The organism is Variovorax pasteuri (genome assembly GCF_051216435.1).
Lineage (GTDB): Bacteria > Pseudomonadota > Gammaproteobacteria > Burkholderiales > Burkholderiaceae_C > Variovorax.
Window position 1 is genome coordinate 137,623 of the sequence record NZ_JBPJZS010000013.1, and the last position, 24,965, is coordinate 162,587.

Below are 24,965 nucleotides of genomic sequence, written 5' to 3' on the forward strand. Positions count from 1 at the left end.
ACCATCAAGAAAGCCCTCTTCCCGAAAGCCTTTGCATTTGCGCCAACCGCCTGCAGGTGATCAGTTATTGCGATTCAGGCTTCGACCTCACCCGTGACCGAGCCCGCCTCCAGGCGAAGGGCGACCGCGCGGATCAATGCGTCGGCAAAGCCTCCGGCTGCACGCGCCACGACGCGCGCGCTGGTGACGACCCGCGGCTTGGCGCTCCAAGCCACGCGTGCACCGCAGCCGACCAACGCCTCCACGAGCGCCACGTCTTCGCTGCAGGCAAGTGCCTGGAAGCCGCCTGCACGCCGATACGCCGCAGCCGACACCCCGAGGTTGGCCCCATGGACATGCGCGTGTTCATCGCGGTCCACATAGGTCTTGATGAAATGCTGGCGCAGAAGCCCGGCGTGCACACCGTGCGCGGTCCAATCGTCCACGCCGACGGTGCCACACACAGCGTCCGCGCCAAGGGACAGCTGATCGGCCAGCCAATCCGGAGCCACGATCGTGTCCGCATCCGTGAACGCCAGCCACCGGCATCCCCAAGCCAGCAACGCCTGCGCCGCGGCAGCGCGCGCACATCCCACATTGCGCGCGTTGACGACGATCACCCGCGCGCCGGCGATCTGAGCGAGCGCAGCCGTGTCGTCGCTGCATGCGTCGGCCACGACCAGCACCACGCACGCTTCGCCGTTCAGACGATCGTGCGTGGCCGCAGCCAACGCAGCGCGCACGCACGCGGTGATGGACGAGCGCTCGTCATGGGCGGGGATTGCGATACCGAGCATGGTGCGGCCTTTGCAAAGTGTCGATGGCCGCCTGCGCGTCCGGGACGAGGTCGACTCGCTGGCCGAGGCACTGCGGCGCTTGCATCAGGCGGCCTTGACCACCGGCAGCGGCGGATTGGCCTCACGGGCGAAGTCCCTCGGTTTGCCAAGCGCGTCGATGAATAGCGCCGTGGCCTCGGTCGCTGCGGCGGCCTCCGCCAGAATCAACGCAGCGTCCGGCGACCCGTCCGCCAGGGCGAGTGGGACCTGCGCTTCGACGAGCAAGGCCTCGGACGCGCCCAGCACCAGGATCGGCTTGCAATGCCAATACTGATCCCGCAGGAATTCGAGCGTGTGGGCATCCGCGGCGAGCGCTTCCACCCCGGCCGCGCCGTCGGGCAGGACCAAGCCATCGAACAGAAAGCCGGGCGAGTTCTCCATCGTGGCATCGGCGTGGAATGTCTCGCCGCCGGCCGCGGTGTAGATGCCCAGCCGAGGGGCGATCAGCCGCGGCACGGCGCCTTGAGCGAACAGTCCCGCCACCAGGGTCTGAAGCGATGCACCCTCCACCCCTTCGGCGACCAGCACGGCGACCTTGCGCGTGCGGATGCCGCCGTCTCCCGGTCGCGCCAGCAGCGACAACGCGGGCGAGTTCTGCACTTCGGCCGCCGCAGGTGTCTCGACCGCCGGAGGCAGTGCCTCGGGCAGCGCCATGCCGAGGTCCTGGGCCACCTGCGCAGCAAGCGCCTCGGACGCGTTGCGTAGCATCGCGACCGTGCGCTGCCGGATCGCGGGGATGGTGACCTTGGACAGCTCGAAGCGAAACGCCCGGGCGATATGCGCCTTTTCGTCGTCCGTCTGGCTCTCGAAGAACAGGCGCGCCTGGGTGTAGTGGTCGGCGAATTTCTCGGGCTTGATGCGCACCTTGTCGGCGCTCTCCTTCGCATCGATGCGTCGCGCCACGCTGGCAAAGCCTTGCGCCGCGCCCGCCTGGAAGGGGCAGCCGCCGGCGAGCGAATTGGGCTCATAGGCCACGCGTCCGCGGTGGATGGCCTGACGGTGCATGCCGTCTCTCTGGTTGTTGTGAACCTGCGCAATGGGTGCATTGATCGGCAGTTCGTGGAAATTCGGGCCGCCAAGCCGGCTGATCTGGGTGTCCACGTAGGAGTGGATGCGGCCTGCGAGCAACGGGTCGTTCGTGAAGTCCAGGCCCGGCACGATGTGGGCCGTGCAGAACGCGACCTGTTCGGTCTCGGCGAAGAAATTGTCCGGGTTTCGATTGAGCACCATGCGTCCCACGATCTGCACCGGCACGAGTTCTTCGGGGATCAGCTTGGTGGCGTCCAGGATGTCGAAGCTGAACTGCTCGGCCTGCGCTTCGGTGAAGATCTGCAGGCCCAGCTCCCATTCGGGGTACTCGCCCGCATCGATCGCCTCCCACAGGTCGCGGCGGTGGAAGTCCGGATCCGCCCCGGAAATCTTGACCGCCTCCTCCCACACCAGCGAGTGGGTGCCCAGCTTCGGCTGCCAGTGGAACTTGACGAGCACCGAATCGGCCGCCTCGTTGACGAGCCGGAAGGTGTGCACGCCAAAGCCTTGCATCATCCGGTAGCTGCGCGGAATCGCGCGGTCCGACATCTGCCACATCAGCATGTGCGTGGACTCCGGCATGAGCGACACGAAATCCCAGAAGGTGTCGTGCGCACTGGCCGCCTGCGGCATCTGGTGATGCGGCTCGGGTTTGACGGCGTGGACCAGGTCCGGGAACTTGATCGCGTCCTGGATGAAGAACACCGGCATGTTGTTGCCCACGAGGTCCCAGTTGCCCTCGTCCGTATAGAACTTCACCGCAAAGCCGCGCACGTCGCGCGCGGTGTCCTTGGAGCCGCGCTCGCCAGCGACGGTCGAGAAGCGCACGAACACCGGTGTGACCTTGCCGGCCTCCTTGAAGGGCGCTGCCTTGGTGTACCGGGTGAGCGGCTCGTAGCACTCGAAGAACCCATGCGCAGCCGAGCCGCGCGCGTGCACGATGCGCTCGGGAATGCGCTCATGGTCGAAGTGCGTGATCTTCTCGCGCAGGATGAAATCCTCCAGCAGGACCGGACCGCGCGCGCCTGCCTTCAGCGAGTTCTGGTTGTCGGCAACGGGCACGCCCTGGTTGGTCGTGAGCACCTGCCCGCTTGAATCGACGCGCACATGATCGAACGTGCCGATCGTCGCGTTGACACCTTCCACGGCGGCGGTGCCGACCTTGTCCGACGCATTGGCCTCCGAGAGCGTGCTGCCCGTGGGCAGGCGCGAAGGCGAACTCACGTGCAGGCCCACGGGCGCTTCGCGCCCGTGGTTCTCGTGCTCGAGGGCCTTGTTCGAGTTCAGGGGCATGGACACGGCAAGCGCCTGTGTGTCGATCGCCTTCTGCGCGGGTGCGTCGCCTGACCCGGCAGCAGCAGGGGCCGGTTGCGAAGGTGCGCTGTCGGTGTTTCGGGCGGCAGCTCGTGCGGCCACGAGTTCGGGGGTGGGTCTTTTGGCCATGATGGATGTGGGTTCGAGTGGCATGCGGCAACGGCGCCAACACACAGCGTAGGGACTGCGCCGCGCCTCGTGCTGTAGGACGCAATCCCTCTGCACTGCAACCCCAAAATTCAGGTTCAATCTTGATCTGGGTTAATGCAGTGACCTCCGACATGACGCACGATGGCGCCCTCGCCCAACCTATGCTGACCAACTCCGTCCTCCTGAACCGCGCCACCACGCTGTCCGATGCCGAGCGCGACCGACTGGAGTCGGCCATCGCCAGCGTTCGGACATTTCGGGCAGGTGAGATCGCGGTGCACCAGGACACGCAGATCCACATCAGCCTGCTGCTCGTCGATGGCTTCATGACGCGGCACGTGGACGCGCGCGATTGCAAGCGGCACCTTGTCGCCGTGCATGTGCCGGGCGATTTCGTCGACCTGCATGCGTTCACCCTGAAACGGCTTGATCACGACGTGGGGGCGCTCACGGATGTGCGCGCGGCGGTATTCACGCACGAGGCACTGGAGCAGATCCAGCATGACGACGGCGAACTGGCACGGCGCCTGTGGTTCATCACGATGCTCGATGCCGCTCAGCATCGCCAGTGGATCTATCGACTGTCCAGCCTCACCGCGCTGCAACGTGTGGCTCATTTTTTATGCGAGACCCATGCCCGGCTGCTGGCGGTGGGCCGATCTCGCGACCATGGGTTCTCGCTGCCGATGACGCAGTCGGACATCGGCGAGGTTTGCAGCCTGACGAACGTGCACGTCAACCGTGTCTTGAGGGATCTGCGCGAGATGGGGCTGTGCCAGGTTCGCTCATCGCAGGTGCAGATCCTCGACCTCGCCGGGTTGGTGAAAGCGGCGCTGTTCGAACCTGGATACCTTTATTTGAATGCGCGCGTGGCCGCCGAGGCGGTTGGGCAAACTGGAGAGTCCCATGATGGATAACAAGACCGCGCTCCACCCGCGCGAAGACGCAGGCGTGGCCACAGCGATCGATGGCGTGGTGGTTCTGGATGGTCCCGACGGCGTGGCCGTCACCATGACGGCGGATGCCGCCACCCGAACGGCCGACAGCCTGCACGCCGCGGCGAACGAAGCCCGTAGGCACACAAGACAGGGCCCCGACGCCGCACACGCTGTCGTCGGCGGTTCGTGAGCCTTGCTGCATGCGCAATGCCCCTCTCGGCCGGCCTGTGACGGTGATTGTCGAGCGTGTCTCGCGTGCGAAAGCCTCGGGCCTGCGCAAATCCGTGCGGCGGCTTCTCTTCTGAAGGCAATGGTCAACGTCCGGAGGCATACAGCGCATGGCTAAAGATTTCTTGCGCAAGATCGAGCATGCGGCTCTTCCGATCGAGGTTCGAAATCCCCAGGACATTCGCAATGCCGCCATCCTGCGCGCTGCGGGGATGCTGGAGGCGATCCTGCCGCCAGAGCCGTTCGACGCTCACAGCACAGGCACCATCCTGCGCATCACGCCGCTGGGACGCGCAGAGCTCAGGCGCGACACCAATACGGGAGGCTGGGCAGGCCGCACATAGGCGGCACACAGGTGGACTCCGGGCCTTGTCCGTGAACACGGCAGCCAACTGTGGCCCCTGAAGACATCTCGCGCGTGTTGAATAGCGAGACTCAGCGAGTCAGCGTCCGGCGAACGGACGAAAAAAAACCGGCCCAGTCAGGCCGGTTTTTCAGAACGCATTCCCCAGGTCAGTAACGACCGCCGCCAAAGCCGCCATTGCCGTAGCCAACGTCCGAACGTTTGGCGGTGCTGTAACCGGCCGCGCTGTAGCCACCCGAGCCGCTCCCCTCTTCGCGGGGACGGGCCAGGTTCACCACGATAGAGCGCCCATCGACGGACATCCCGTTCAGGCCGGTGATGGCGGCCTGAGCAACCTCGGCCGAGCCCATTTCCACAAATGCGAAACCCTTGGAGCGGCCGCTTTCGCGATCCATCATGACCTTGGCCGAAGAAACCCGCCCGAACTCGGCAAAGTTGCTTTCCAGAATGGAATCGGTCACGGAAAAGGGAAGGTTGCCCACGTAAATTTTGACGCTCATGAAAAGAGCCTTTCTGAATGAAGGTGCGCGACGATTGCCGCGACGGTGGAACTCGGATCTTCGGATCGGAAATCCGCAGCAACTGGCACAAGTGAGTGGGGATCTATGCCGGTAGAGCATCAGCACTCAGCGGGTGAGGCATGCACGTTTGCAGCCACGCCTGCGTGACCGCAAGAAGCCGGGCGGCTTCGCGCGAGGCAAAGGCCTTGTCGAGCTGGAACACCCGACATGAGCTGCCATCGCTCCGAGATCGATGGACCGAGAAAGAGGCGCGAAAACGGCCACAGTCGGTCGGATGTGTCGCGGGCGAAACGACGAACTTGCCCATGGAAATGCCGATATTTGGAATCTAATTTGTCCGGGACCGCAGGTTTGAATCAACTTGCGTGAGCCAACTAGGAACTCGGTTGGCTGCAGCTCTACAGACCAACAGGCGACGAAAGTCGCAACACAGGGCCTGCAGGGGTGAGAGACACCTCATGAACAGGCGTTGCAAAGAGGCATGAATAACAGGCTGCCGCTGCAACGGAGATCATTATAACCACTATAAGCAATAAATTCGGCTCATTAGTATGTTTGGTATTAAGGAGCCCACTGTGGCTTCAAGAGCCTATACGTTGCCGAGGTGAGTCCCGTCATGTAGCGGCTTGCGCGAGCGCACTTGGAAATGCACAGCGTCTGCAGCGCCTACCCGAACGTGAACACATAAGCCTGCGCTCCACCATCAAGAAATTCGATCTCGAACAGCCGGTCATTCGCGTTCTTCGCTTGACGCACAAGCTGATAGAGCTTCTGCGCCTCGATGATTCCGTACCCCTGTTCGTCCGTGTCCGCACCATGGTTCTCGAGCGGTGGCTTGCCGTCGACCAGCACGCGAAAGCGCACCGGTTTGCCGTCGGCCGCGGGCCCGAGCACCAAGTGCAGGTCGCGCGCCTGGAAGCGGTACTCGATGCGGCCGTTAGCGTGGTTCGACACGGCGCGCTCAGGCTCCACAGTCCAGTCGCCGGTGAATGCCCACTGGTTGGTGCCCAGCGACGCGGGGCGTTCGTAGACATGAGCGCGGCCGCCTACCAGACCTCCCGGTGATGCAAAGCCTGTCGCGCGCTCGGCGCCCACATAGGTCTCGCCCGACATCGCGAGCTCGGAGCCGGGTGCGGCCTGCGTGCCCTCGCCCTTCGGCGCGACCACGCCGGCAGGCAGGTTGCGCTGCCCGGCTTCGGCGAGCAATTGCTGGATGATCTGCTCTGCCTTGTCGTAGCGGTTCTCGCCGAACTGGTGATAGCGGATGCGGCCCAGTGCATCGATGAAATAGAACGCGGGCCACGCCTGGTTGTCGAAGCCGCGCCAGATCCTGAAGTCGTTGTCCAGCGCCACCGGGAAATCTATGCCCAGGTCCTTCGTCGCCTTGCGCACGTTCGCCGAGCGCTTCTCGAACGCGAACTCCGGCGAATGCACCCCGAGGACGACGAGCCCCGCGTCCTTGTACTTCTCGGCCCATGCGCGAACGTAGGGCAGCGTGCGCAGGCAGTTGATGCACGAGTAGGTCCAGAAGTCGACCAGCACGACCTTGCCGCGCAGGGCCTCGGGCGTCAAAGGCGGCGAGTTGATCCATTCGGTCGCGCCGGCGAGCGAGGGGAACTGGCCCTCGACGCCCAGCTTGCGCACGGGCGCCGGCTCAGGCAGCACGGCAGCTGTCCTGACGAAGCCGCTGTCTTGCTGCTGCGGGGCCGATTCGACCAGCGGGCTGGATGGCGATGACGGTTGTCGCTTCGGCATGTCGATCTTCTCCACGAGGGCTTTCTCGAGTGCCGAGGTCGTGCCTACCGAGAGCTGGCTGAGCACACCAGTGTCCAGCCCCAGCGCGATGGCGCCCACGCCCACCAGCACGGCCACGCCCGCCATGCGGCGCACCCACTCGCCCGTGTGCAGAGAGCGCTTCATGACCGCGAACAGGCGCCCGCCGAAGAGCAGCGCCGCCGCCAGCGAGGTGCACGCACCGGCCGCATAGGCCAGCAGCAGCACCGTGGTGCCGGCGCTCGCGCCGTTGAGCGCAGCGCCCGTCAGGATGAGCCCGAGGATCGGGCCCGCGCACGGCGCCCACAAGAGGCCCGTGCCGACGCCCAGCAGCAGCGGCGAGAACACCGACGCCTTGGCGCCCTGGCCATCGGGTTGCGCTTCGGCCAGACGGATGCCCAGCGCCACCAGCGGCCGGCTCATGCGGTCGGCCAGGCTCGGGAACAGCAGCGTCACGCCGAACAGCGCGAGCGTCGCGATTGCGGCATAGCGCCCGTACTCGTTGACCGTGACCACCCAGCCGCCGCCCACTGCGGCCAGCGTGGCGATCGCGGCGAAGGCCACTGCCATGCCCAACAGCATCGGCAGGCCGTGCGAGCGGAACGGTCGGTCGGCCCGGGCGAACACGAAGGGCAGCACCGGCAGGATGCAGGGGCTCAGGATGGTGAGCACCCCGCCCAGGTAGGCAATGAGAAGGAGCAGCAGCATGGTTCAGGTCTCTTCTGTGGTGATCGATGTGCACCCTCAGGGCATGCGGGGTCTTCACGGTCTCGACGCGCGAGCCGCGGGTTGCAGGAAACGGATGGACGAAACGGCGCCGCGACGCGCACGGCCCGCGCCGTTCAGGTGATTCGCGTGGGCATGGTCAGGCGTGCCTCGAGCCCGCCTTCGAGGCGGTTCTGCAGCTTCAACTCGGCGCCCATCGCCATCGCCAGTTGGTGCGCGATAGCCAGACCCAGGCCTGTGCCGCCGGTGCTGCGGTTGCGCGAGCTCTCGACGCGGTAGAAAGGCTTGAGCACCGCGTCCAGCTCGTCGGGCGGAATGCCGGGACCGTTGTCGACGACAGCGATGGCGCATTGCCCATTGCCGGCATCGACTCGCACGCGCACGTCACTGCCGAAGATAAGCGCGTTGTCGATCAGGTTCATGACGATGCGGCGCATCGCGTTCGGCCGGCCGACGATGGGCGCGCCCACCTTGCCTTCGAGGTGCACCATCTTGCCGGCGTCCTCGTAGTCGGCCACCATGCTTTCGAGCAGCGCGTCGGCGTCCATGCGCAGCGGCGGCTCGGTGGCGCCATGCAGCGTGCGCGCATAGGTCACGCCTTCGCGCACCAGCGAGTTCATCTCGTCCAGGTCCTGGCGGAATTTTCCGCGGTCGTTCTCGTCGTCCATGAGGTCGGTGCGCAGCCGCATCCGCGTGATGGGCGTCTGCAGGTCGTGCGAGATGGCCGCGAGGATCTCCACGCGCTCGGACATGTAGCCGCCGATGCGCTGCTGCATGGCGTTGAAGGCGCGTGCCGCGTGCGCCACTTCGGTAGGGCCTTCTTCGGTGAGCTTCTGCGCCTTGAGGTCGGGGCCCAGATCGTCAGCCGCGGCGGCCAGCTCGGCCAGCGGGCGCGTGACCAGCCGCACGGCGAACCAGGCGCACACGGCCAAGATCACGAGCTGGATCGCCAGCAGCCACATCACCCAGCGCGACACCGGCATGGCCACGCGCACCGCATGCACCACCACCGAGGAGCCGTCGGTCAGCTGGACCTGGATCTGCAGCCCCTCAGGCGGCTGCGTCACCTGCCCGACCTTGACGATCCGGAACGGCCGCATCGCATCGACGATTGCGGTGGCGAACTGCTGCGACATCAGCGATTGGGGATCAGCGCCTTCGGCCATGCCGCCGAGCACGAAGCGATAGTTGCGCCGCTCCAGCTTCTCGAGCCAGGCGGGACGCTCTGCAGCGGGCAGGCGGTCGAGGATGGCAACAGAGCTGGCGATGTCGCGCTCGATGCCTGTCATCATCAGCTCGCGCATCGCCATGTCGCGCTCGTAGCGGATCGCAGCGAAGGTAAGCAACTGGGCGACTGCCAAGCCCACCACGATGATCAGCGTCACGCGGGCGAAAAGGGACCGCGGCACCAGCCGGCGGAGGCGACCGGCGGTGCTGCTGTCGGCTGCGTTCAAAGACGGGCTGGCGAGTGTGGACATGGGCTCGTTTATAGACCCCGGCTCATGCGAAACGCCCATGGCGTGTATCGCAGTGTGTTGGGCGGCAAGAAGCGACATGAAAAATTACCCGTCTGGGCCCGTCGTGCGTCGTTCAGACCACGTGGATCGTGACTTCGACGTTGCCGCGCGTGGCCTTCGAGTACGGGCAGGTCTGGTGCGCCGCATCCACCAACGACTGCGCGACCTCGCGATCGATGCCCGGCACGCTGACGTTCAGGCGGGCCTTGAGGAAGTAGGCGCCGTCGGTGTTGGCGAGGTCGACTTCGGCATCGACGGCCAGGTCGGCGGGTAGCTTGACCTTGAGCTTGCCTGCGGCAAGACCCATGGCGCCGATGAAGCAGGCGGACCAACCAGCGGCGAACAGCTGCTCGGGGTTGGTGCCAGTGCCGGGGCCGCCGGGGGAGGAGAGCTTGACGTCCAGGCGGCCGTCGCTGCTGGTGGAGGCGCCGTCACGGCCGCCGGTGGTGTGGGTCTTGCCGGTGTAGAGGATCTTTTCGGTGGAGGTCATGGTGCGTTCCTTTGGAGGGGGTGGTTGGAGAACGGCTGGATTGTTGGCCCGCCTCCACCCCGCCGGAACGCATTGCGTATGCCTCTGTATCCGCCTCGGAAATCCACACACTACGTTTCACTGCCACGCCCGATCGCTTGCCATCGGTTAACTACTGGCCGAGCTGCCTGGCGGATCGCCGTGGCCGGCACGAATCAAAGTGTCGCGCGCCCCGGTGGTAGATACTTTGCAATACATGCCCCGCTGCATCCCGGCACTTTGGGCAATACATTGCGACTGCGGCGCACCTCATACCTTCTATTGCCATGACCCCAAAGACCTCCGACCACATCCTCATCGTCGACGACGACCGGGGAATCCGCGAATTGCTCACGACCTACCTGGTCAAGAACGGGCTGCGCGTGGTGGCGGTGCCCACCGGCCGGCACATGCGTGCGGCGCTGGACGAGTCGGGGCCCTTCGACCTGATCATCCTGGATCTGATGCTGCCGGGCGAAGACGGGCTCACGCTGTGTCGCGACCTGCGCACCGGCAAGTACAAGGCGACACCGATCCTGATGCTCACCGCACGCAGCGAAGAGGCCGACCGCATCCTCGGCCTCGAAATGGGCGCCGACGACTACTTGGCCAAGCCTTTCTCTGCACGCGAGCTGCTGGCACGCATCCGCGCGGTGATGCGTCGCACGCGCATGCTGCCGCCGAACATGGGTGCGGTGGAGCCCTCGCACATGCTGGCCTTCGGCGACTGGCGGGTCGATACGGTGGCGCGCCACCTGCTGGACGACAGCGGCACGATGGTGGCGCTGAGCGGCGCCGAGTACCGGCTGCTGCGCGTGTTTCTCGACCATCCGCAGAAGGTGCTGAGCCGCGACCAGCTCCTGAGCCTCACACAGGGCCGGGAAGCCGAGCTCTTCGAGCGCTCCATCGACCTCCTGGTGAGCCGCCTGCGCCAGCGGCTGCGCGAGGATGCGCGCGAGCCGCGCTACATCAAGACGGTGCGCAGCGAAGGCTACGTCTTCGCTTCATCGGTTGAGCCGCGGGACGACTGAGCGCCGTCCCGCTATCGCAGTTTCAGCGGGAGCGCCGCCGGGTGCCGGTGAACGCGCGGGCCGTGATGCATTGGCAACTGATCGGGTTGCGTACCTCATGCGCGAAGCCACCCGCGAAGAAGAGCAGTGCGAACCAGAGCTTTTTCATGTCAGCCTCCTTTCGATGTCGATGTCGATGCAGAGGCCGGCTCGGCCAGCAGCGCCTGGATCTTCTTCTCGGTGGTGCCGTAGCTGCCTTCGCCGAAGTGCGAGTAGACGATCTTTCCCTGCTTGTCGATCAGGTAGACCGCTGGCCAGTACTGGTTGTTGAACGCCTTCCAGGTGCCATAGCTGTTGTCCTGCGCCACGGCGTGCTTGATCTGCAGGCGCTTGATCGCGTCCTGCACATTCTTTGTTGACTTCTCATAGGCGAACTCCGGCGTGTGCACGCCCACGACGACCAGTCCCCTGTCCTTGTACTTCTCGTTCCACTCCTTCACGTAAGGCAGATGGTTGAGACAGTTGATGCAGGTGTAGGTCCAGAAGTCCACGAGCACGACCTTGCCGCGCAAGTCTTCGAGCTTCAGCGGCTGCGAGTTGAGCCACTGGTCGATGTTCTGGAACTCGGGCGCCACCTGGGCGGCGCTTGAGGCAATTTCGCCTCCAGCCGGCGGCGCTGCCGCGGTAAGTATGCCCACGGACGCAGCGACGGCCGCGACACCGAGTAGAAAAATTGTTTTCATGGTCACGGCGAACTCCAGCGCTTAGCGCAAAGTGATGCTGTCGGCGACCCCAGCCTGACGCGTCGGCAGCACCCCACGAACGCCGTACTGCGCTGGCACCTGGCTGTTTGTGAAGGCTTCTACATAGAGGTTCTGCCCTGGCGCATGAGCGACTGCTTGGGCCTCCGATCGGACTGCCGAACGGTCGCGCGGCGACGGAAGAGTCGCAACAACAGATGCAGAAGCGGCTTCCGAGTAGGGATTTTCGGAGTGTGCGGCAGCAACAGCCTGAGCACGAACATCGCCGCGGCTGAGCGTCGAGTGCGTTTGCAACACACCTTGATATTCTTCGGCACAGACCTGAGCCGAAATGAAAGCGCCAAAGACTGCGAACGAGGCACCGAGTGCGATTCGGGCGAGCTTCATGATGATTTCCTTTGAAGGTAAATGAGGTTAAGAGAGGAGCGATGGATTGTTCGCCGCACTCTTTCTCTCTGGCACAGGTTGCGTATGTCTGTGTGTCAGCATTTGGAAGTGCACACACTACGTTTCACAGTGATGTCGCGTACTTCCCCCTGCGGCCCCGCCAACCTCGAGATTCCGGGAAACACCTGGGTCCGACAAAGGCTTGAGTCGCATGAGGACTCGATCGGTCGCACAAGGCGACCTCCTAAGCTATCGCTGCCCGGACGCACGCGATGCCGATGTCCGAGCTCGCGTCTCAATTGCGTAGTTCTTCATGTCGCCCGTCACGGCAGACACAGTGCCATACACAGAACAGGGGTGTGCATGAAGACGGGTCCTATCAACGCGACCGTTCGACCGGTCGCCATGCAAAGCCGAGCCATAGCGTGACGTGCCATGCGTCGCCGTTCGGTGGAAATCCGGGCCGCTCTTGAAATGTATTGTTCAAAAAACAAACCGAGATACAGAGCGATACGCAGCCAGGTCCAAAGGAGTTTCTTGCGCGCAGCATTGAGCCCGCAAGCCCTTCCACCACCGCCCATCCCTCAGGAGATCTCAATGACGTCGTCGATCAAATTGCCACGCAGAACCTTCCTTACCGCAGCGGCGCTCAGCGCTGCCGCCGCGCAGCTGGGAGTCATCACGCCGGCGTTCGCCCAGTCCGCAACTGCACTCAAGCGACTTGAGCCGCTCAAGAGCATTGACGCTGGAACGCTCAACATCGGGTACTACGAAGCCGGCCCGGCCAACGGCAAGCCGGTAATTCTTTTGCATGGCTGGCCCTACGACATCCACATGTTCGTCGACGTAGCGCCGGCGCTTGCCGCGGCGGGCTTTCGCGTCATCGTGCCTCATCTGCGCGGCTATGGCACCACGCGATTCCTGTCGGCTGACACGCCCCGAAACGGGCAGCAGTCAGTGGTCGCGGTCGACATCATTGAGTTGATGGATGCCCTCAAAATCCAGAGCGCCACCGTCGCGGGTTGCGACTGGGGTGCACGCACCGCCTGCATCATGGCCGCCCTGTGGCCAGAGCGTGTCACGGCGCTGGTCTCGGTGAGTGGCTACCTGATCGGCAGCCAGGAGGCCGGCAAAGCGCCTCTGCCACCGCCGGCTGAACTGCAGTGGTGGTATCAGTATTACTTCGCCACCGAGCGCGGCCGCGCTGGCTATGAGAAGAATCGCCACGACTTTGCCAAGCTCATCTGGCAACTGGCATCGCCGAAGTGGAATTTCGATGCAGCGACGTTCGATCGGAGTGCCGTGGCATTGGAGAACCCCGACCACGTTGCGATCACCATTCACAACTACCGCTGGCGCCTTGGCTTGGCCGAGGGCGAAGCCAAATACCAGGCGTTGGAGAACCGACTCGCCAAAGCCCCAGTGATCAACGTGCCCGCCATCACGCTCGAAGGCGACGCCAATGGCGCGCCCCATCCAGAACCCAGCGCGTACGCGAAGAAGTTTTCGGGACGCTACGAGCATCGGCTGATCAGCGGCGGCATCGGTCACAACCTGCCGCAGGAGGCACCAGAGGCTTTCGCGAAGGCCGTGATCGACGTGACGCGCGCGTAAACCACATGCTCGACCTGAACTGCCCTGCTGCTGGATTGCACGACGCCAAAACGTCGCGCCGTCGATCCGAAGTCATGCGCCACGCAGATGCTGCAGAAGCATCTGAGCAGCCGCTGTCAGGGGCAACGCAGGGTTCACGCCACTGAGCAGACGGCGCCTCGCCCAGCCGTCAGTGAGTCGGACTGCAACCCGCTTCTTCGGGCCCAGGAGGGACTGACACGTCGCCAGCGGCAAAACCCCGATGCCCAAGTTCGCCGCAATCATCTGGCACATGGCGTCGAAACTTCGCACCTGAATGCGAAGCCGGAGGTTTTGGCCAAGGGAGACTTCGGTTTCAAGTTCGAATTCGGCCGAGGCTTGACCGTGATCCGAGGAAGCAATTCGAGCGGCAAGAGCACGTTGTTCAACTGCCTCATGTACGGGCTAGGCATGGACGAACTGGTCGGAGCGTGCCGAAGAATATTCTCGGCGCTGCTGCGCAGCACAATCAAGTCCGCAGGCCGGCGCGCGACGTCGGCGATGACCAGTTCGTGCACGGTGCCCTTGAACCCATCGTGGAGCACGGAGTCGACCTTGACGCCCGCGGCGCCGACAGTCGCCTCGGCCTGCGCTAGAAGCCGGACGCCATCGGCGCGCAATTGCTTCACCCACTCCCCTGCCCCGGCTCAGATGTGTCAAAGTCGCCGCTTGACATCCTCACTCCGAAATCACGCCGTATTTCGTCGACCGTCCATCACATTCCGGACAATGGCTTTCGTGGCCGTCGTGTGCTTCGGTCTGGTCGCAATCGATGCCTGGAACAGTTGGCAGTCTCGTGCGCTCCACCTTCGGCAAATGAGTGTGGCGACTGCCAATCTCGCGCGCGCCATGTCGCAGCAGGCGGACGATCAGATCAAGCTGGCCGACACCACTCTGGTCGACATCGTCGAACGGATCGAATCCGAGGGAGCGGGGCCCGCCCAGGTTGCTCGACTTCGTGAATTCCTCGCGATGCGCGTCGCGGAGTTGCCGCAATTGGACGGACTGCACATCTACGACGAGGACGGGAACTGGATCGCGAACTCCCGCCAGACTTGGCCCCAAAACCTGAGCAACGCAGACAGAGAGTACTTTCTGTTCCATCGGAACAATACGGACCGCCGCCCCCATGTCGGCGTCCCGGTGAAGAGTCGAACCAGCGGCAGATTGCTGGTCCCCATTTCGCGGCGCATCGATCATCCTGACGGCAGTTTTGCGGGCGTCGCGCTTGCAACGATCAAGGTCGACTTTTTCGTGAAGTTCTACGACAGCCTTGACATCGGACAGGCCGGTGCCCTGGGGTTGATACTTGAAGACGGGACCATGATCACCCGTCGGCCTTACAGCCCCAGCGTGGTCGGACGGGATATGCGCGGCAGCGACCTCTTTCGCGCCTACCTTGCGCAAGGACCGGTTGGAACAGCCTATATCAGGTCTGCGCAGGACGGGGTCTTGCGGCTGAACAGCTTTCAGCGCTTGCCGAACTACCCGCTGTTCGTTGCTGCGTCCTTGTCCAAGGAGGAAATCCTCGCCGATTGGTGGCGCGAGACGCTGTGGCACACGGCGGGCGTCGTTTTCCTGGTTCTGATTGTCAGCGCCATCGGTGGGCGTCTGGTCAAGCAGTTCAAGCTGCAGATTCAGACAGAGGCCGAGCTGCGGCGCACGCGGGATGCGCTGGAGACGCTGAACAAAACCCTCAGTACGCTTGCGATGGAGGACGGGCTGACCGGGCTTGCAAATCGCCGGAAGTTCGACGTGACGTTGGACACCGAATTCAGCCGCGCAGTCCGGGAGGCGAGCACGCTGGCCCTCATCATGATCGACGTGGACTGCTTCAAGCAGTACAACGACATCTATGGTCATGCCGCTGGCGATGAGTGCCTGCAAGCCATCGGGCGAACGATTGCGGCCGTCGCTTCCAGGCGTCCGGGGGATCTCGCGGCTCGCTATGGAGGCGAGGAGTTGGCGGTGCTGCTGCCAAACACCGACGTGCAGGGAGCGGTCGCCCTGGCAGAACGCATTCGCAATGCGGTTCGCGATCTGAAGATCGCGCATGCGGGGACTGCAGCCGGATTCGTGACCCTCAGCGCTGGCGTCGAGGCACTGAGGCCGTCGCCAATGAGCGGACAGCCGAAAGAGCTCATCGAAGCGGCCGACAAGGCTCTCTACCAAGCAAAGACGGAAGGCCGTGATCGCGTCTGCTCAGCAATGCACCCCTCCGATGGGTGAATGAGGCCGCCTCTCTAGGTGCGCAGTCGGCGTTGAGTGGGTAGAGCGTGCTGCTGCCGCTCACGAACGGAGGCCGGCCAGCGTGCCGACACGACCACGAGCCTGGTCAATTGGCCAACCTCGGCGCTGCGAGGTTGGCCGCGCGGTTCAATGCGCCAGGATCGCCTATGGCGACGGCACAAGCCGTACGTCTTGCGCCGGATGCTGGTGAAGAACCAGTGCCCAGGTCAGTTCAAAGCCTCTGAGTGCTTTCTCTGGAACTGGACTTGCTTCCAGGTGAGCCTGCGAAAACTGGCGCTGCTGCTCCAGTTCTTGCGCCAGCAGGTTCGGTTGGGGGTGCGTCTTGATCAGCGCTCTTAGAACTGCTGTCAGCGCCATCTCTGTGCCGAGGAAGTTTGCAGCCGAAGCCATTCCTGTTGCCTCTTGCGGTGTGGTCATCTTGTCCTTCCCTTGCGGGCTCCGTGTTGAGGAACTCGCACTCTACCCCACGGGTACGCGGGCTGCTGCTTCAGCCCGTGTGCCAGTGAACATCTCGCAGTCGCTGCCCGGCGCGTGGCTGCCCGCAGGCTTGCCATAAACCTCGGCCCGGCTTGAGCGGCCGGTTCCTTTTTTCTTGCGGTCTCGCGTTCTCGGCCGCCGATTTCTCCCTCTTGAAATCCGCCGCGGGAAGGTCTATCTTCCTTGCCGTCGAAATTTGGTCGACCGACAAGGAGGTACTGAAATGACCATGAACTTGCTCAAGCAAATTGCGGGCTCTCGACTGCCCGTTTCGTTCTACCGCAACGAAGACATCGACAGTGTCCGAGTGCTCCGGGCCGCCGGGCTCGTCGTCGCACTGGTTCCCTCGCCTTCGGATCCCCAGACCCTGTCGGGGTCTCACCCTGCTGCCCAGGTGCTCGCGGTCACCCAGAAGGGGCGCGAAGAGCTCTCGAAGTTCGACTTTCCCGAGTCGCGCCCGCCGCGCTGGAGGCTCCGGATGCCAAGGATCAGGACAGCGGCCTTCGGTCGCTCCACAGGTGCATCCTCCGCTTCGCATGAGCCCGCGCGACCGCACTGAGAAAGCATCTGTCGGGTGCGGCGACGGCCCTTGAAACCCGTTTTGCAGCACCCAGATCACTCCACGGAAGCGCCGGGAACGCTCCCGCGCTCCGTTCAACTTCACGGAGGTTTTCGCCATGTATCGATCCTTGGATCCTCGCGACCTGTTCGCAGAGATGGATCGCCTGCAGCGCGACGTGCAGCAGGCCTTTGATCTGTCACCCACCATCCGCGGCTTTGCCCGCAACGGCTTTCCGGCACTGAATGTCGGCAGCACGCCCGAAGCGCTGGAGATCTATGCGTTCGCGCCGGGTGTGGACGCGTCCACGCTCGAGGTCAACCTGGAGCGCGGGCTGCTGACGATTTCGGGCGAGAGAAAAGGCTCGTTGCCCCAGCCCGGCGACAAGGCGGCGGTCCACATCAACGAGCGCTTCGAGGGCACTTTCCGCCGGGTGATGACGTTGCCTGACGATGCGGATCCCGATGCCGTGGACGCCAAGCTGCGCGACGGTGTGCTGCACATCACCGTGCAGCGTCGCGCGTCCGCGCAGCCGCGCCGCATCGCCATCCAGTGATCGTCGAAGAAGGAGCCAATTGCCATGACCAACAACATCCAGAAATCGCGTGCGGCAGATGCCACCGAGCGCGCGCATCAGGATCGTTCCCGCTACAGCGAGGCGGCGCTGACGCCCGCCGTGGATGTCGTCGAGGACGCCGCCGGAATCACGCTCTACGCCGACCTGCCCGGCGTCAGCCGGGACAAGCTGAACCTGCAGGTGGAGGCCGCGACGCTGACGATCGAGGCTGAATCTGATCTTCCAGTGCCCGAGGGCCTGAAATCCAGCCATACGGAGGTAGGCCTCGGCCGCTTCAGGCGCGTGTTCACGCTCAGCAAGGAACTGGACACGCAGAGCGTGTCTGCGGAGTTGACGCAGGGCGTGTTGAAGCTGCGGATCCCAAAAGCGGCGCACGCCAAGCCGCGGCGGATCGACGTTCGGGTCGCGTAGAAGAATGGACAGCTTCGGCTGTCCATTCCTCGGGCTCGGGCGATCCGACCGTTCGGAGCCTCGTGCGTCCCCAAAAGCAAAGAAGCCCTCGCCAGGAGGGCTTCAGAAAACGTGGTCGTGAACTCTTACAAGGTCCACGCTACGGCGATCGCAGGTGCCTGCAGTGCGTCATCGAACGCTCCGGTCTGATCGATGGCCTCGAACAGGCCTTCCTTCGAGATACCTGTCCCATAGAAAGAGTGCCGGCATGGCCATCAGATGCGTTGCCGCGGCGAGCAATCCGAAAGCGAACATCGCCACGGCGACGACCGGCACCGCCATGATCGCAAGAAAGGTCCGAACAAACTTCCACATATTTATACGGCGCATGAAAGAACGGGAATGAGCTTTGTCTGAGGGCGAGCATTTGAAATTTCAACGTCGCTGCTGCCACTTTTGCACGAGTGCCATGTCGCATGAATCTCCATGTCAGAAAGAGCGTACGTGAGCGGCATGTGGCTTGCGGAGCGCTACGACTCTGCGTAACGCAGACACTCGGCAAAAAACTCCTCCAGCTGGGTGGACTTGTCGTACACCCCGTCAGCACCCAGCGCGAGGCAACGGGCGCGAATCTCTGCGGTTGGATAGTTCGTCAGCACCAGTACGTGTTGACGCGGATGCCTGGCTTGGCAATGGCGCAGGACCGAAAGGCCCGAACCGTCCTTCAAAAAAAGGTCGACTACCGCCAACTCCCAGTTGTTGCGGTGATCATCGAAAGCTTTTTCCGCTTCCAGCGGAGACGCTGCCACTGCGACGACGTTCGCTCCAACAAGATCGACCAAGGCGGGTATCAGATTTTCCCGGATGGTTTTGCTGTCTTCGACAAGAATGGTGATAAGGGGCATCGGAGTACGCGACTGCGCCTGATCGAGATTTTTTGTAAAGGGGATTGAAACTGCCTGAAGCGCGCTAATTTACGGCCCGCCGGGTTCGGCGTTGTAGTCCCACGCCGCGTCTTCGATGAGATTGAGACTGAGTAGCAACCTCCACGCATGAAGGAATCGATATGCCAGCTCGACGCACCACTGTCTCCCCGCGCGAAGACTTGCCGACCGCGGATGCCGTTCAGACAAACAAGCAGGTGGCTCAAGAGGTGAAGGCGGCTGCCGATGACCTGGTGGTCGTGCACGCCGTGCTCGACAAGGAGCTGGCGGAAGAAGTGCGCTCTGATGATGTAAATCAAGCAGTCGCCCAGACGGCAAAGATCGAGAAAAGGCTCAGCAAATCAGCCAAGGCCTTGGACAAGGTCAATCGAAAATTGGAGGACAAGGTCTCGGCGCGCCAGGCCAAACCCAAGGCTGGAAGGAGGTAGTTCAATCGCCGAACTGGCGTAGAAGCCCTCGGAAATCTTCACAACCACAAGACTGTGGCCCCATAGCGCAACGGGCGCCTGGAACGAATCGACGGTCTTTGAAATACACATTTCGGGGCAGAGGCCGTCGCAGACGGCCCTCATCGCCGTTGCAATAACGATGCCGCCCTGGAGCAGTCTGCAGGGCGGGTAGGCAACCGTAACGCAGATCCCGACGTACGACCCAGGCTCTCCGAGTTCATCCGGTTCGCACTCGCAGATGCCCGTACCGATTCGACCAGGACGGGGCCTGTCGTGGCGAGGGTGCGGCCGGCATCCCAGTCACATCGGCTGAATGTTCGCACTCTTCATCATGCGTCCGGTCAAATCGATCTCGTGTCTGATCACTTGGAGGTAGCCGTCAGGCGTCGACGGACTGACCTGGCTGCCGAGTTCGGTCATCGACGCGATCACCCGGGGGTCCTTCAACGCGCGGCTGAAGACTTCGTAGATGCGCGAGGCGATCGGATCGGGTGTGCCCGCGGGCAGCGAGAGCCCACCCCAGGAGGTGAGCTCCACGCCCTGCAGTCCCTGCTCGGCCAGCGTGCGCACCTCCGGAAGGTTCGCATTGCGCGTTGCGCTGGCAACACCCAGGGCCCTGAGCTTGCCGGCCTTCACGTGGGGGTATGCCACCGCGAAGATCGGCATCCCGAAGCTCACCTGGCCACCCAGCACCGCGTTCACGAGTTCCGATGCACCCTTGTACGGCACATGCGTGGCGCTGATGCCGGCAGCATGGAGGAACAACTCGACGCCGAGGTGCGAAGGCGTGCCCACGCCGCCCGAGGCGTAGTCGAGTTTCCCGGGGTGGGCGCGCGCCCTGGCGACGAGGTCTTGCAGCGTCTCGATGCCCGACGCGGGGTTGACGACCAGCAGCACATCCGACGTCGTGAGCCGCATGACGTGGCGAAAGTCCTTCATCACATCGAAGCCGGGGGAGCGATACATCAGCACGTTCGCGGCCATGGGCGCGGCTGAGTAGAGCCAGGTGTAGCCGTCGGGCGCGGCATGCGCCACCTGGCGCGCGCCGATATTGCCCGCGGCGCCGCCCTTGTTCTCGATGATGACCGGCTGGCCAAGCAGCCGGCCCACTGCTTCGGCAAGGATGCGTGCGCCGGTGTCGGGGCCGGTGCCTGCCAGGTAGGGCACCACCCACTTGATCGGACGACCGGGCCATTGGTCGGCGGCTCGTACGGCGTCCGCGAGCGCCAGCAGGGGTGATGCAGCGAACGCGCGGCACAGCGCACGGCGTGAAAGGTCGATAGTCAAAGCGCTTGTCTCCGGATCGTTGTTTTGTGATTCATGCTTGGAATGCCTACGGCGCCTCGCCGAGCAACTCGCGCGCGATGATGTTCTTCTGGATCTCGCTGGTGCCGGTCAGCACGCGGTACATGCGCAACATGCGGAACAGGAACTCCACGCGCCTGCCCTGCACGATGCCTTCGCCGCCATGGATCTGCACTGCCGCGTCGGCGATGCGGAACGCCGACTCCGAGCAGAACAGCTTGGCCATCGACGCGTCGGCGCGTGCGTCGCCGCCCGCGTCGAGTTGGCGCGCGGTGGAGATCATCAGCGCGCGCGCCGCGGCCAGTTGCGTGGCCATGTCGGCCAGCGAATGCTGGATCGCCTGGAACTCGGCAATCGGGCGGCCGAACTGTCGGCGTGTGCGCGCATAGTCGCGCGCGTCCTTGAGCGCCACGGTGGCCAGCCCGACCATGCCGGGGCAATGCAACAGCCGGTTGACTGTGATGCGTCCCAGCGCCAGTGCCAGGCCGCGGCCGGGCGCGCCGATGAGGTGCGTGGCCGGCACGCGGCAGTCGCTCAGCACGATATCGCCGGTGGTCGACTGGCCCGCCATCGTCTTGTAGCCCGATACCACCTCCACGCCAGCCTGGTGCAGGTCGACGAAGAAGGCTGAGATCTCGCGCCGCTCGGGGCTGTCGGAGGTGGAGGCCATCAGTACCGCGTAGTCCGCGAAGGGTGAGCCCGAAATGAAGCGCTTGCGCCCGTTGAGCACATAGCTGTCGCCCTCGAGGCGGGCCTGCGTCTGCAGCGCGCCGGGGTCCGAGCCCGCTTCGGCCTCGGTGAGCGCGAAGCAGATGGCCTTCTCGGCCTGCGCCACCGGCACGATGAAGTTCGCGAGCTGCATCGGCGTGGCGTGGCGCGCGAGCGCGCCCACGCGCGGCGGGCCGCTGAGTTCGCCGAACACATGGGGCGCGAGTGGCGAGCCGCTCGCGTAGATCGACTCCTTGATCAGCACATGGTCGAGCAGCGAAAGTCCGAGGCCGCCCATGGCCGTGGGCAAGGTCATCCCGTAGAAGCCCAGTTCGTGCGAGCGGCGCCACACGCGCTGCAGCACGGGCTTGGCCGGGCTGTGCTCGTGGTCGATGCCCTCTTCGCGCACCAGCGCATCGAGTTCGCCCTGCAGGAAGTCGCCGATGCGCGCGATCAGGCCGGCCGCGCGTTCGGAGCCTTCGAACGGGCCGTCGAACAAAGGCGATCGCACGCTGGAGGCAGCGGTGGGCACGTATGTAGTAGTTGGCGTGGTCATGGCGGTGAGGGTCCTCAGTTCACACGGCGGTCATGGGCCGCCCAGTACGGCGTCTGGATGGCCTTGCGCGCGATCTTTCCGTTGGCGTTCTTCTGCAGCGCCTCGACGAACTCGATACGGCGCGGCCGCTTGAAGCCCGCGAGCCGCGCGGCACAAAAGGCATCGAGCGCCGCGGCGTCGAGCACGGCGCCGGATTTGCGCACGATATGCGCGGCCACGGCCTCGCCCCACTTGTCGTCCGGCACGCTGAACACACAGGCCTCGTCGACCGCGGGATGCTGGTAGAGCACCGCCTCGACCTCCGAGGGGTACACGTTGAAGCCGCCGCTGATGACCATGTCCTTCTTGCGGTCGACGATGTAGATGTAGCCCTCGTCGTCCGCGCGTGCCAGGTCGCCGGTGTGGTATCGACCGTTCTTCAACACTTCGGCCGTGAGTTCGGGCGCGCGCCAGTAGCCCGCGAAGACGTCGGCACCGCCGACCACGATTTCGCCGATCTCGCCCGTGGCTACCGGCAGACCTTCGTCGTCGACGATTTCCACCACCGACTCGAGGAAGGGCCGCCCGCACGACGCCAGCCGTTCGGGCATGGCCGCGCGCGCGAACAAATGGTCTTCCACGCTCAGGCCGCACACGCCCGAGGTCGTCTCGCCAGCGCCGTAGCCCTGCGAGAGCACCGGGCCGAACACGTCCATGGCCTGCATGATGCGCGCGGGCGCCATCGGCGCCGCGCCGTAGCCCAGGCGTTGCAGGTCGGGCAGCGGGCGATAGCGGCCCTGCAGCTCGGCCAGCAGCATATTGATCATGGTGGGCACCATGAAGGTGTGAGTCACACGCTCGCGCTTCATCTCGGCGATGAAGCGCGCGGGCTCGAAGCCGCCGAACAGGCGGATGGTGGCACCGCTGCACAGCGCCGGCACCAGCTGCATGCCCGAGGCATGGGTGATGGGCCCGACCAGGCCCAGCAGATCACCGGGGCGCGGGTTGTCCGCGCGCATGAGGAACTTGCGCAACTGCGCGAGCCGATTGCCGAAAGTCTGCATCGCGGCCTTGAGCACGCCGCTGGAGCCCGAGGTGTAGTGCAGCACCGCGAGCTCGTCGGCGTGCACGCGCACGGGCGTGAAGCGGTCGCTGGCGCGCGCGAGCGCGCTTTCGTAAGACGCAGGGGTGTCTTCGGCGGCGTCCAGCAGCAGCAGGCGCGGCGCGGCGCCTTTCAGGTGCGCGAGGAAGCCCTCGGCACGTTCGGTGGTGGTGACGACCAGCGTCGCCTCGCTGTTGGCGATGACCTCCGCCACCTCGAGCGGCGCCAGCCTTGCGTTGATGGGCGCCTTCACCAGCGCGGCCTTGTAGCACGCCAGTTCGAGCTCGACGATCTCGACGCAGTTGGGCAGGTACACGCCTACGCGGTCGCCGCGCTGCAGGCCGAGGCCGCACAGCGCATTGGCCAAGCGGTTGGAACGCTGTTCGAGTTCTTCATAAGTGACCGAGCGCTGTGCGCTGGTCACGGCAAGACGCCTCGCGTGGATGCGGGCGGCCCGAGATGCGAGCTCGCCGACGTTGGCGATCTCTGAGGTTGTGGTTTGCAAGTTGTCTCCTGGATTTCCGTGCCACGGCACGGAATGAAGACGACTTTGGCGGCGAAAGGCGCACAACAACAAATACGGATTGCTGATGCACGGCCATCAGAAAAGTTGATGACCCCTTAGTTCAGTGCGATCAACGCAATGACTCAGCTGGCCCTGCCGCCGTGGCCGGCGCGCCGCTTGCCGAACAGGAACTCTGCCTCCCAGCGGCCCGACGCAATCATGTGGCGCGCCTCGTCGACCAGCACGTCCAGCACCGCCTGGATCGCGGGGTCAGGCTCGCGCCCCGCCGGGGTCGCAAGGGAATAGGTGCGCGCCAGATCGGGCTCGACCACGCGCGCGACCAGCCACTGTTTTCCGCTCGGCGGCGCATCGCCCATCGCGCAGGCCGGCGAGAAGGTGAAGCCGGCACCAGCCAGGTACAGGGAGCGAATCACGCGCGCCGAGTCATGTTCGTGCGCGATGTTGAGTTCCAGCCCCAGATCCGCAGCAGTCCTCTCGACCTGTGCCCGGATGCTGAAGCGGCGCGACTGCAGCACCAGGGGTAGATTCGCCGCGCAGGCGAACGGCAGTTCGGGACGCTGCAATGCGGCAGTCTTGCCTTTGCCTGCTTTCTTGGCAGCGGGCGGCATCGTCATGGACGCCACCTTGCCGTTGGCGTCGTAGCCGCAGACAAACATCGCCTCGCGCACGAAGGGCTTCACGTCGAGGCCGTTGACGGATTCGGCGTCGACCAGCACGCCGATGTCCGCGCGCCGCTCGACCATGGCCTTGCGCACCATCAGGCTCAGGTCGTCTAGAACGAACACGCGGATGCGCGGGTAGCTGCGCTTCAACCGCGCCAGTACCGGCCCGAGCAGCAACGAGGCCAGCAGGAAAGGCACCGCCACCGTGACCGAGCCTTCGGGCCCGTCGGGCGCGCGCTGCAGGCGCTCACGCATGGCGCTGGCGTCGGACAGCAGCTTGCGCGCGTCCTGGTACAACTGCAGGCCGGCTGCCGTGGGCGTGACCCCGACGTGCGAGCGCTCGAAGAGCTGGGTGCCGAGCTCGACCTCCAGCTTCTTGATCTGCGCCGTGAGCGCGGGTTGAGCGACGTACAGCGAACCCGCCGCACGCGACAGGCTACCCGCCTCGAGTACGGCGATGAAATAGCGGAGAGATCTAAGTTCCATGGCCCGACAATTCTGTACCGCGCCAGCCGCTCCCTCCTGACTGCGGATTCCCAAGGACTCATGACATCGCCTAGCTTGCGGTGATCGCTCCGAACTGGCGCCACCGCCTCCAAGACATGGAGGCAACAACGAGCCCGACTGCCACGAAGACTCCGTCAAGCACAAAGACACTCGACGCAATGACCGCATCGAAGGCTTGTATCGACCGAGGCTGTGTGGAAACGCCTTCGGCGCTCCAGTATGCCGAGCATTCACGTCGCGAGGGCCACCGCTAGCCTCGCAGGCCATCCAGTCGTCGTAGACGGGCACGAACGGATTTGAA

At 64.4% G+C, this 24,965-nt stretch carries 27 protein-coding genes; 10 read left to right on the top strand and 17 right to left on the bottom strand.

Going from position 1 to position 24,965, the window contains the following annotated elements:
* Positions 1-74: 74 nt before the first annotated feature.
* Positions 75-776: a glycosyltransferase family 2 protein gene (locus ACSFBM_RS31335; protein ID WP_435487878.1), complete on the bottom strand. Its 702-nt coding sequence runs from the start codon at positions 774-776 to the stop codon at positions 75-77.
* Between the two features lie 84 nt (positions 777-860).
* Complete coding sequence (locus tag ACSFBM_RS31340) at positions 861-3,287, bottom strand: catalase (RefSeq protein WP_435487903.1); 2,427 nt, start codon at positions 3,285-3,287, stop codon at positions 861-863.
* A 182-nt stretch (positions 3,288-3,469) separates the two neighbouring features.
* Between ACSFBM_RS31340 and ACSFBM_RS31345 the strand changes: the two genes are divergently transcribed.
* The 3 genes from ACSFBM_RS31345 to ACSFBM_RS31355 all read left to right on the top strand — a co-directional run bounded on the left by ACSFBM_RS31345 (position 3,470) and on the right by ACSFBM_RS31355 (position 4,818).
* Positions 3,470-4,225, top strand: coding sequence for a Crp/Fnr family transcriptional regulator (locus ACSFBM_RS31345; RefSeq protein ID WP_435487879.1), 756 nt, complete (start codon positions 3,470-3,472; stop codon positions 4,223-4,225).
* The gene (locus ACSFBM_RS31350) at positions 4,218-4,436 is read left to right on the top strand and encodes a hypothetical protein (protein WP_435487880.1); all 219 of its coding nucleotides are present in this window, start codon (positions 4,218-4,220) and stop codon (positions 4,434-4,436) included. The genes ACSFBM_RS31345 and ACSFBM_RS31350 overlap by 8 nt, the downstream gene beginning before the upstream one ends.
* Before the next feature lie 148 nt (positions 4,437-4,584).
* Positions 4,585-4,818 (top strand): hypothetical protein, encoded by a 234-nt coding sequence (locus ACSFBM_RS31355; protein ID WP_435487881.1) that lies wholly within the window; start codon positions 4,585-4,587, stop codon positions 4,816-4,818.
* A 169-nt stretch (positions 4,819-4,987) separates the two neighbouring features.
* Here the strand turns inward: ACSFBM_RS31355 and ACSFBM_RS31360 are convergent, their stop codons facing one another.
* The 5 genes from ACSFBM_RS31360 to ACSFBM_RS31380 all read right to left on the bottom strand — a co-directional run bounded on the left by ACSFBM_RS31360 (position 4,988) and on the right by ACSFBM_RS31380 (position 9,865).
* The gene (locus tag ACSFBM_RS31360) at positions 4,988-5,338 is read right to left on the bottom strand and encodes an RNA recognition motif domain-containing protein (RefSeq protein WP_435440923.1); all 351 of its coding nucleotides are present in this window, start codon (positions 5,336-5,338) and stop codon (positions 4,988-4,990) included.
* Between the two features lie 103 nt (positions 5,339-5,441).
* On the bottom strand, positions 5,442-5,666 hold the full coding sequence (locus ACSFBM_RS31365; RefSeq protein WP_435487882.1) for a hypothetical protein: 225 nt from the start codon (positions 5,664-5,666) through the stop codon (positions 5,442-5,444).
* A gap of 359 nt (positions 5,667-6,025) precedes the next feature.
* Positions 6,026-7,837 (bottom strand): cytochrome c biogenesis protein DipZ, encoded by a 1,812-nt coding sequence (locus tag ACSFBM_RS31370; protein WP_435487904.1) that lies wholly within the window; start codon positions 7,835-7,837, stop codon positions 6,026-6,028.
* 137 nt (positions 7,838-7,974) lie between these two features.
* Positions 7,975-9,336, bottom strand: a complete 1,362-nt coding sequence (locus ACSFBM_RS31375) for an ATP-binding protein (protein ID WP_435487883.1) — start codon at positions 9,334-9,336, stop codon at positions 7,975-7,977.
* Positions 9,337-9,448: 112 nt separating this feature from the next.
* Complete coding sequence (locus ACSFBM_RS31380) at positions 9,449-9,865, bottom strand: organic hydroperoxide resistance protein (RefSeq protein WP_435439692.1); 417 nt, start codon at positions 9,863-9,865, stop codon at positions 9,449-9,451.
* A 305-nt stretch (positions 9,866-10,170) separates the two neighbouring features.
* Between ACSFBM_RS31380 and ACSFBM_RS31385 the strand changes: the two genes are divergently transcribed.
* Complete coding sequence (locus tag ACSFBM_RS31385; RefSeq protein WP_435487884.1) at positions 10,171-10,914, top strand: response regulator; 744 nt, start codon at positions 10,171-10,173, stop codon at positions 10,912-10,914.
* A 22-nt stretch (positions 10,915-10,936) separates the two neighbouring features.
* Here ACSFBM_RS31385 and ACSFBM_RS31390 read toward each other — a convergent pair whose 3' ends face one another.
* The 3 genes from ACSFBM_RS31390 to ACSFBM_RS31400 are packed head-to-tail and all read right to left on the bottom strand — an operon-like array spanning position 10,937 to position 12,041.
* Positions 10,937-11,062, bottom strand: coding sequence for a hypothetical protein (locus tag ACSFBM_RS31390; RefSeq protein ID WP_435487885.1), 126 nt, complete (start codon positions 11,060-11,062; stop codon positions 10,937-10,939).
* A 1-nt stretch (position 11,063) separates the two neighbouring features.
* Positions 11,064-11,636 carry a thioredoxin family protein gene (locus ACSFBM_RS31395; protein ID WP_435487886.1) on the bottom strand — a complete coding sequence of 191 codons (573 nt, stop codon included), beginning with the start codon at positions 11,634-11,636 and terminating at the stop codon, positions 11,064-11,066.
* A gap of 21 nt (positions 11,637-11,657) precedes the next feature.
* Positions 11,658-12,041 carry a hypothetical protein gene (locus tag ACSFBM_RS31400; protein ID WP_435487887.1) on the bottom strand — a complete coding sequence of 128 codons (384 nt, stop codon included), beginning with the start codon at positions 12,039-12,041 and terminating at the stop codon, positions 11,658-11,660.
* Positions 12,042-12,638: 597 nt separating this feature from the next.
* Between ACSFBM_RS31400 and ACSFBM_RS31405 the strand changes: the two genes are divergently transcribed.
* On the top strand, positions 12,639-13,655 hold the full coding sequence (locus tag ACSFBM_RS31405; RefSeq protein WP_435487888.1) for an alpha/beta fold hydrolase: 1,017 nt from the start codon (positions 12,639-12,641) through the stop codon (positions 13,653-13,655).
* 72 nt (positions 13,656-13,727) lie between these two features.
* On the opposite strand, the gene ACSFBM_RS31410 is transcribed toward ACSFBM_RS31405, so the two are convergent.
* Complete coding sequence (locus ACSFBM_RS31410; protein WP_435487889.1) at positions 13,728-13,928, bottom strand: type 2 periplasmic-binding domain-containing protein; 201 nt, start codon at positions 13,926-13,928, stop codon at positions 13,728-13,730.
* Between the two features lie 474 nt (positions 13,929-14,402).
* Here ACSFBM_RS31410 and ACSFBM_RS31415 point away from each other — a divergent pair, with 474 nt between their 5' ends.
* Positions 14,403-15,902 (top strand): sensor domain-containing diguanylate cyclase, encoded by a 1,500-nt coding sequence (locus ACSFBM_RS31415; RefSeq protein WP_435487905.1) that lies wholly within the window; start codon positions 14,403-14,405, stop codon positions 15,900-15,902.
* Positions 15,903-16,067: 165 nt separating this feature from the next.
* Here ACSFBM_RS31415 and ACSFBM_RS31420 read toward each other — a convergent pair whose 3' ends face one another.
* Complete coding sequence (locus ACSFBM_RS31420; protein ID WP_435441525.1) at positions 16,068-16,340, bottom strand: hypothetical protein; 273 nt, start codon at positions 16,338-16,340, stop codon at positions 16,068-16,070.
* Between the two features lie 283 nt (positions 16,341-16,623).
* Here ACSFBM_RS31420 and ACSFBM_RS31425 point away from each other — a divergent pair, with 283 nt between their 5' ends.
* From ACSFBM_RS31425 to ACSFBM_RS31435, 3 genes are all read left to right on the top strand, one after another.
* Positions 16,624-16,959, top strand: coding sequence for a hypothetical protein (locus tag ACSFBM_RS31425; protein WP_435487890.1), 336 nt, complete (start codon positions 16,624-16,626; stop codon positions 16,957-16,959).
* A gap of 118 nt (positions 16,960-17,077) precedes the next feature.
* Positions 17,078-17,515 (top strand): Hsp20/alpha crystallin family protein, encoded by a 438-nt coding sequence (locus ACSFBM_RS31430; RefSeq protein ID WP_435487891.1) that lies wholly within the window; start codon positions 17,078-17,080, stop codon positions 17,513-17,515.
* A 24-nt stretch (positions 17,516-17,539) separates the two neighbouring features.
* Positions 17,540-17,947, top strand: a complete 408-nt coding sequence (locus tag ACSFBM_RS31435) for an Hsp20/alpha crystallin family protein (protein ID WP_435487892.1) — start codon at positions 17,540-17,542, stop codon at positions 17,945-17,947.
* A gap of 509 nt (positions 17,948-18,456) precedes the next feature.
* Here the strand turns inward: ACSFBM_RS31435 and ACSFBM_RS31440 are convergent.
* Positions 18,457-18,831, bottom strand: coding sequence for a response regulator (locus ACSFBM_RS31440; protein WP_435487893.1), 375 nt, complete (start codon positions 18,829-18,831; stop codon positions 18,457-18,459).
* A gap of 161 nt (positions 18,832-18,992) precedes the next feature.
* Here ACSFBM_RS31440 and ACSFBM_RS31445 point away from each other — a divergent pair, with 161 nt between their 5' ends.
* On the top strand, positions 18,993-19,298 hold the full coding sequence (locus ACSFBM_RS31445; protein WP_435487894.1) for a hypothetical protein: 306 nt from the start codon (positions 18,993-18,995) through the stop codon (positions 19,296-19,298).
* Between the two features lie 321 nt (positions 19,299-19,619).
* Here the strand turns inward: ACSFBM_RS31445 and ACSFBM_RS31450 are convergent, their stop codons facing one another.
* The 4 genes from ACSFBM_RS31450 to ACSFBM_RS31465 all read right to left on the bottom strand — a co-directional run bounded on the left by ACSFBM_RS31450 (position 19,620) and on the right by ACSFBM_RS31465 (position 24,643).
* Positions 19,620-20,606, bottom strand: a complete 987-nt coding sequence (locus ACSFBM_RS31450) for a Bug family tripartite tricarboxylate transporter substrate binding protein (protein WP_435487895.1) — start codon at positions 20,604-20,606, stop codon at positions 19,620-19,622.
* 46 nt (positions 20,607-20,652) lie between these two features.
* On the bottom strand, positions 20,653-21,888 hold the full coding sequence (locus ACSFBM_RS31455) for an acyl-CoA dehydrogenase family protein (protein WP_435487896.1): 1,236 nt from the start codon (positions 21,886-21,888) through the stop codon (positions 20,653-20,655).
* Between the two features lie 14 nt (positions 21,889-21,902).
* Positions 21,903-23,474, bottom strand: a complete 1,572-nt coding sequence (locus ACSFBM_RS31460) for an AMP-binding protein (RefSeq protein ID WP_435487897.1) — start codon at positions 23,472-23,474, stop codon at positions 21,903-21,905.
* Between the two features lie 143 nt (positions 23,475-23,617).
* A complete protein-coding gene (locus ACSFBM_RS31465; RefSeq protein WP_435487898.1) occupies positions 23,618-24,643 on the bottom strand; it encodes a LysR family transcriptional regulator in 1,026 nt (341 codons plus the stop codon).
* Between the last annotated feature and the right edge of the window lie 322 nt (positions 24,644-24,965).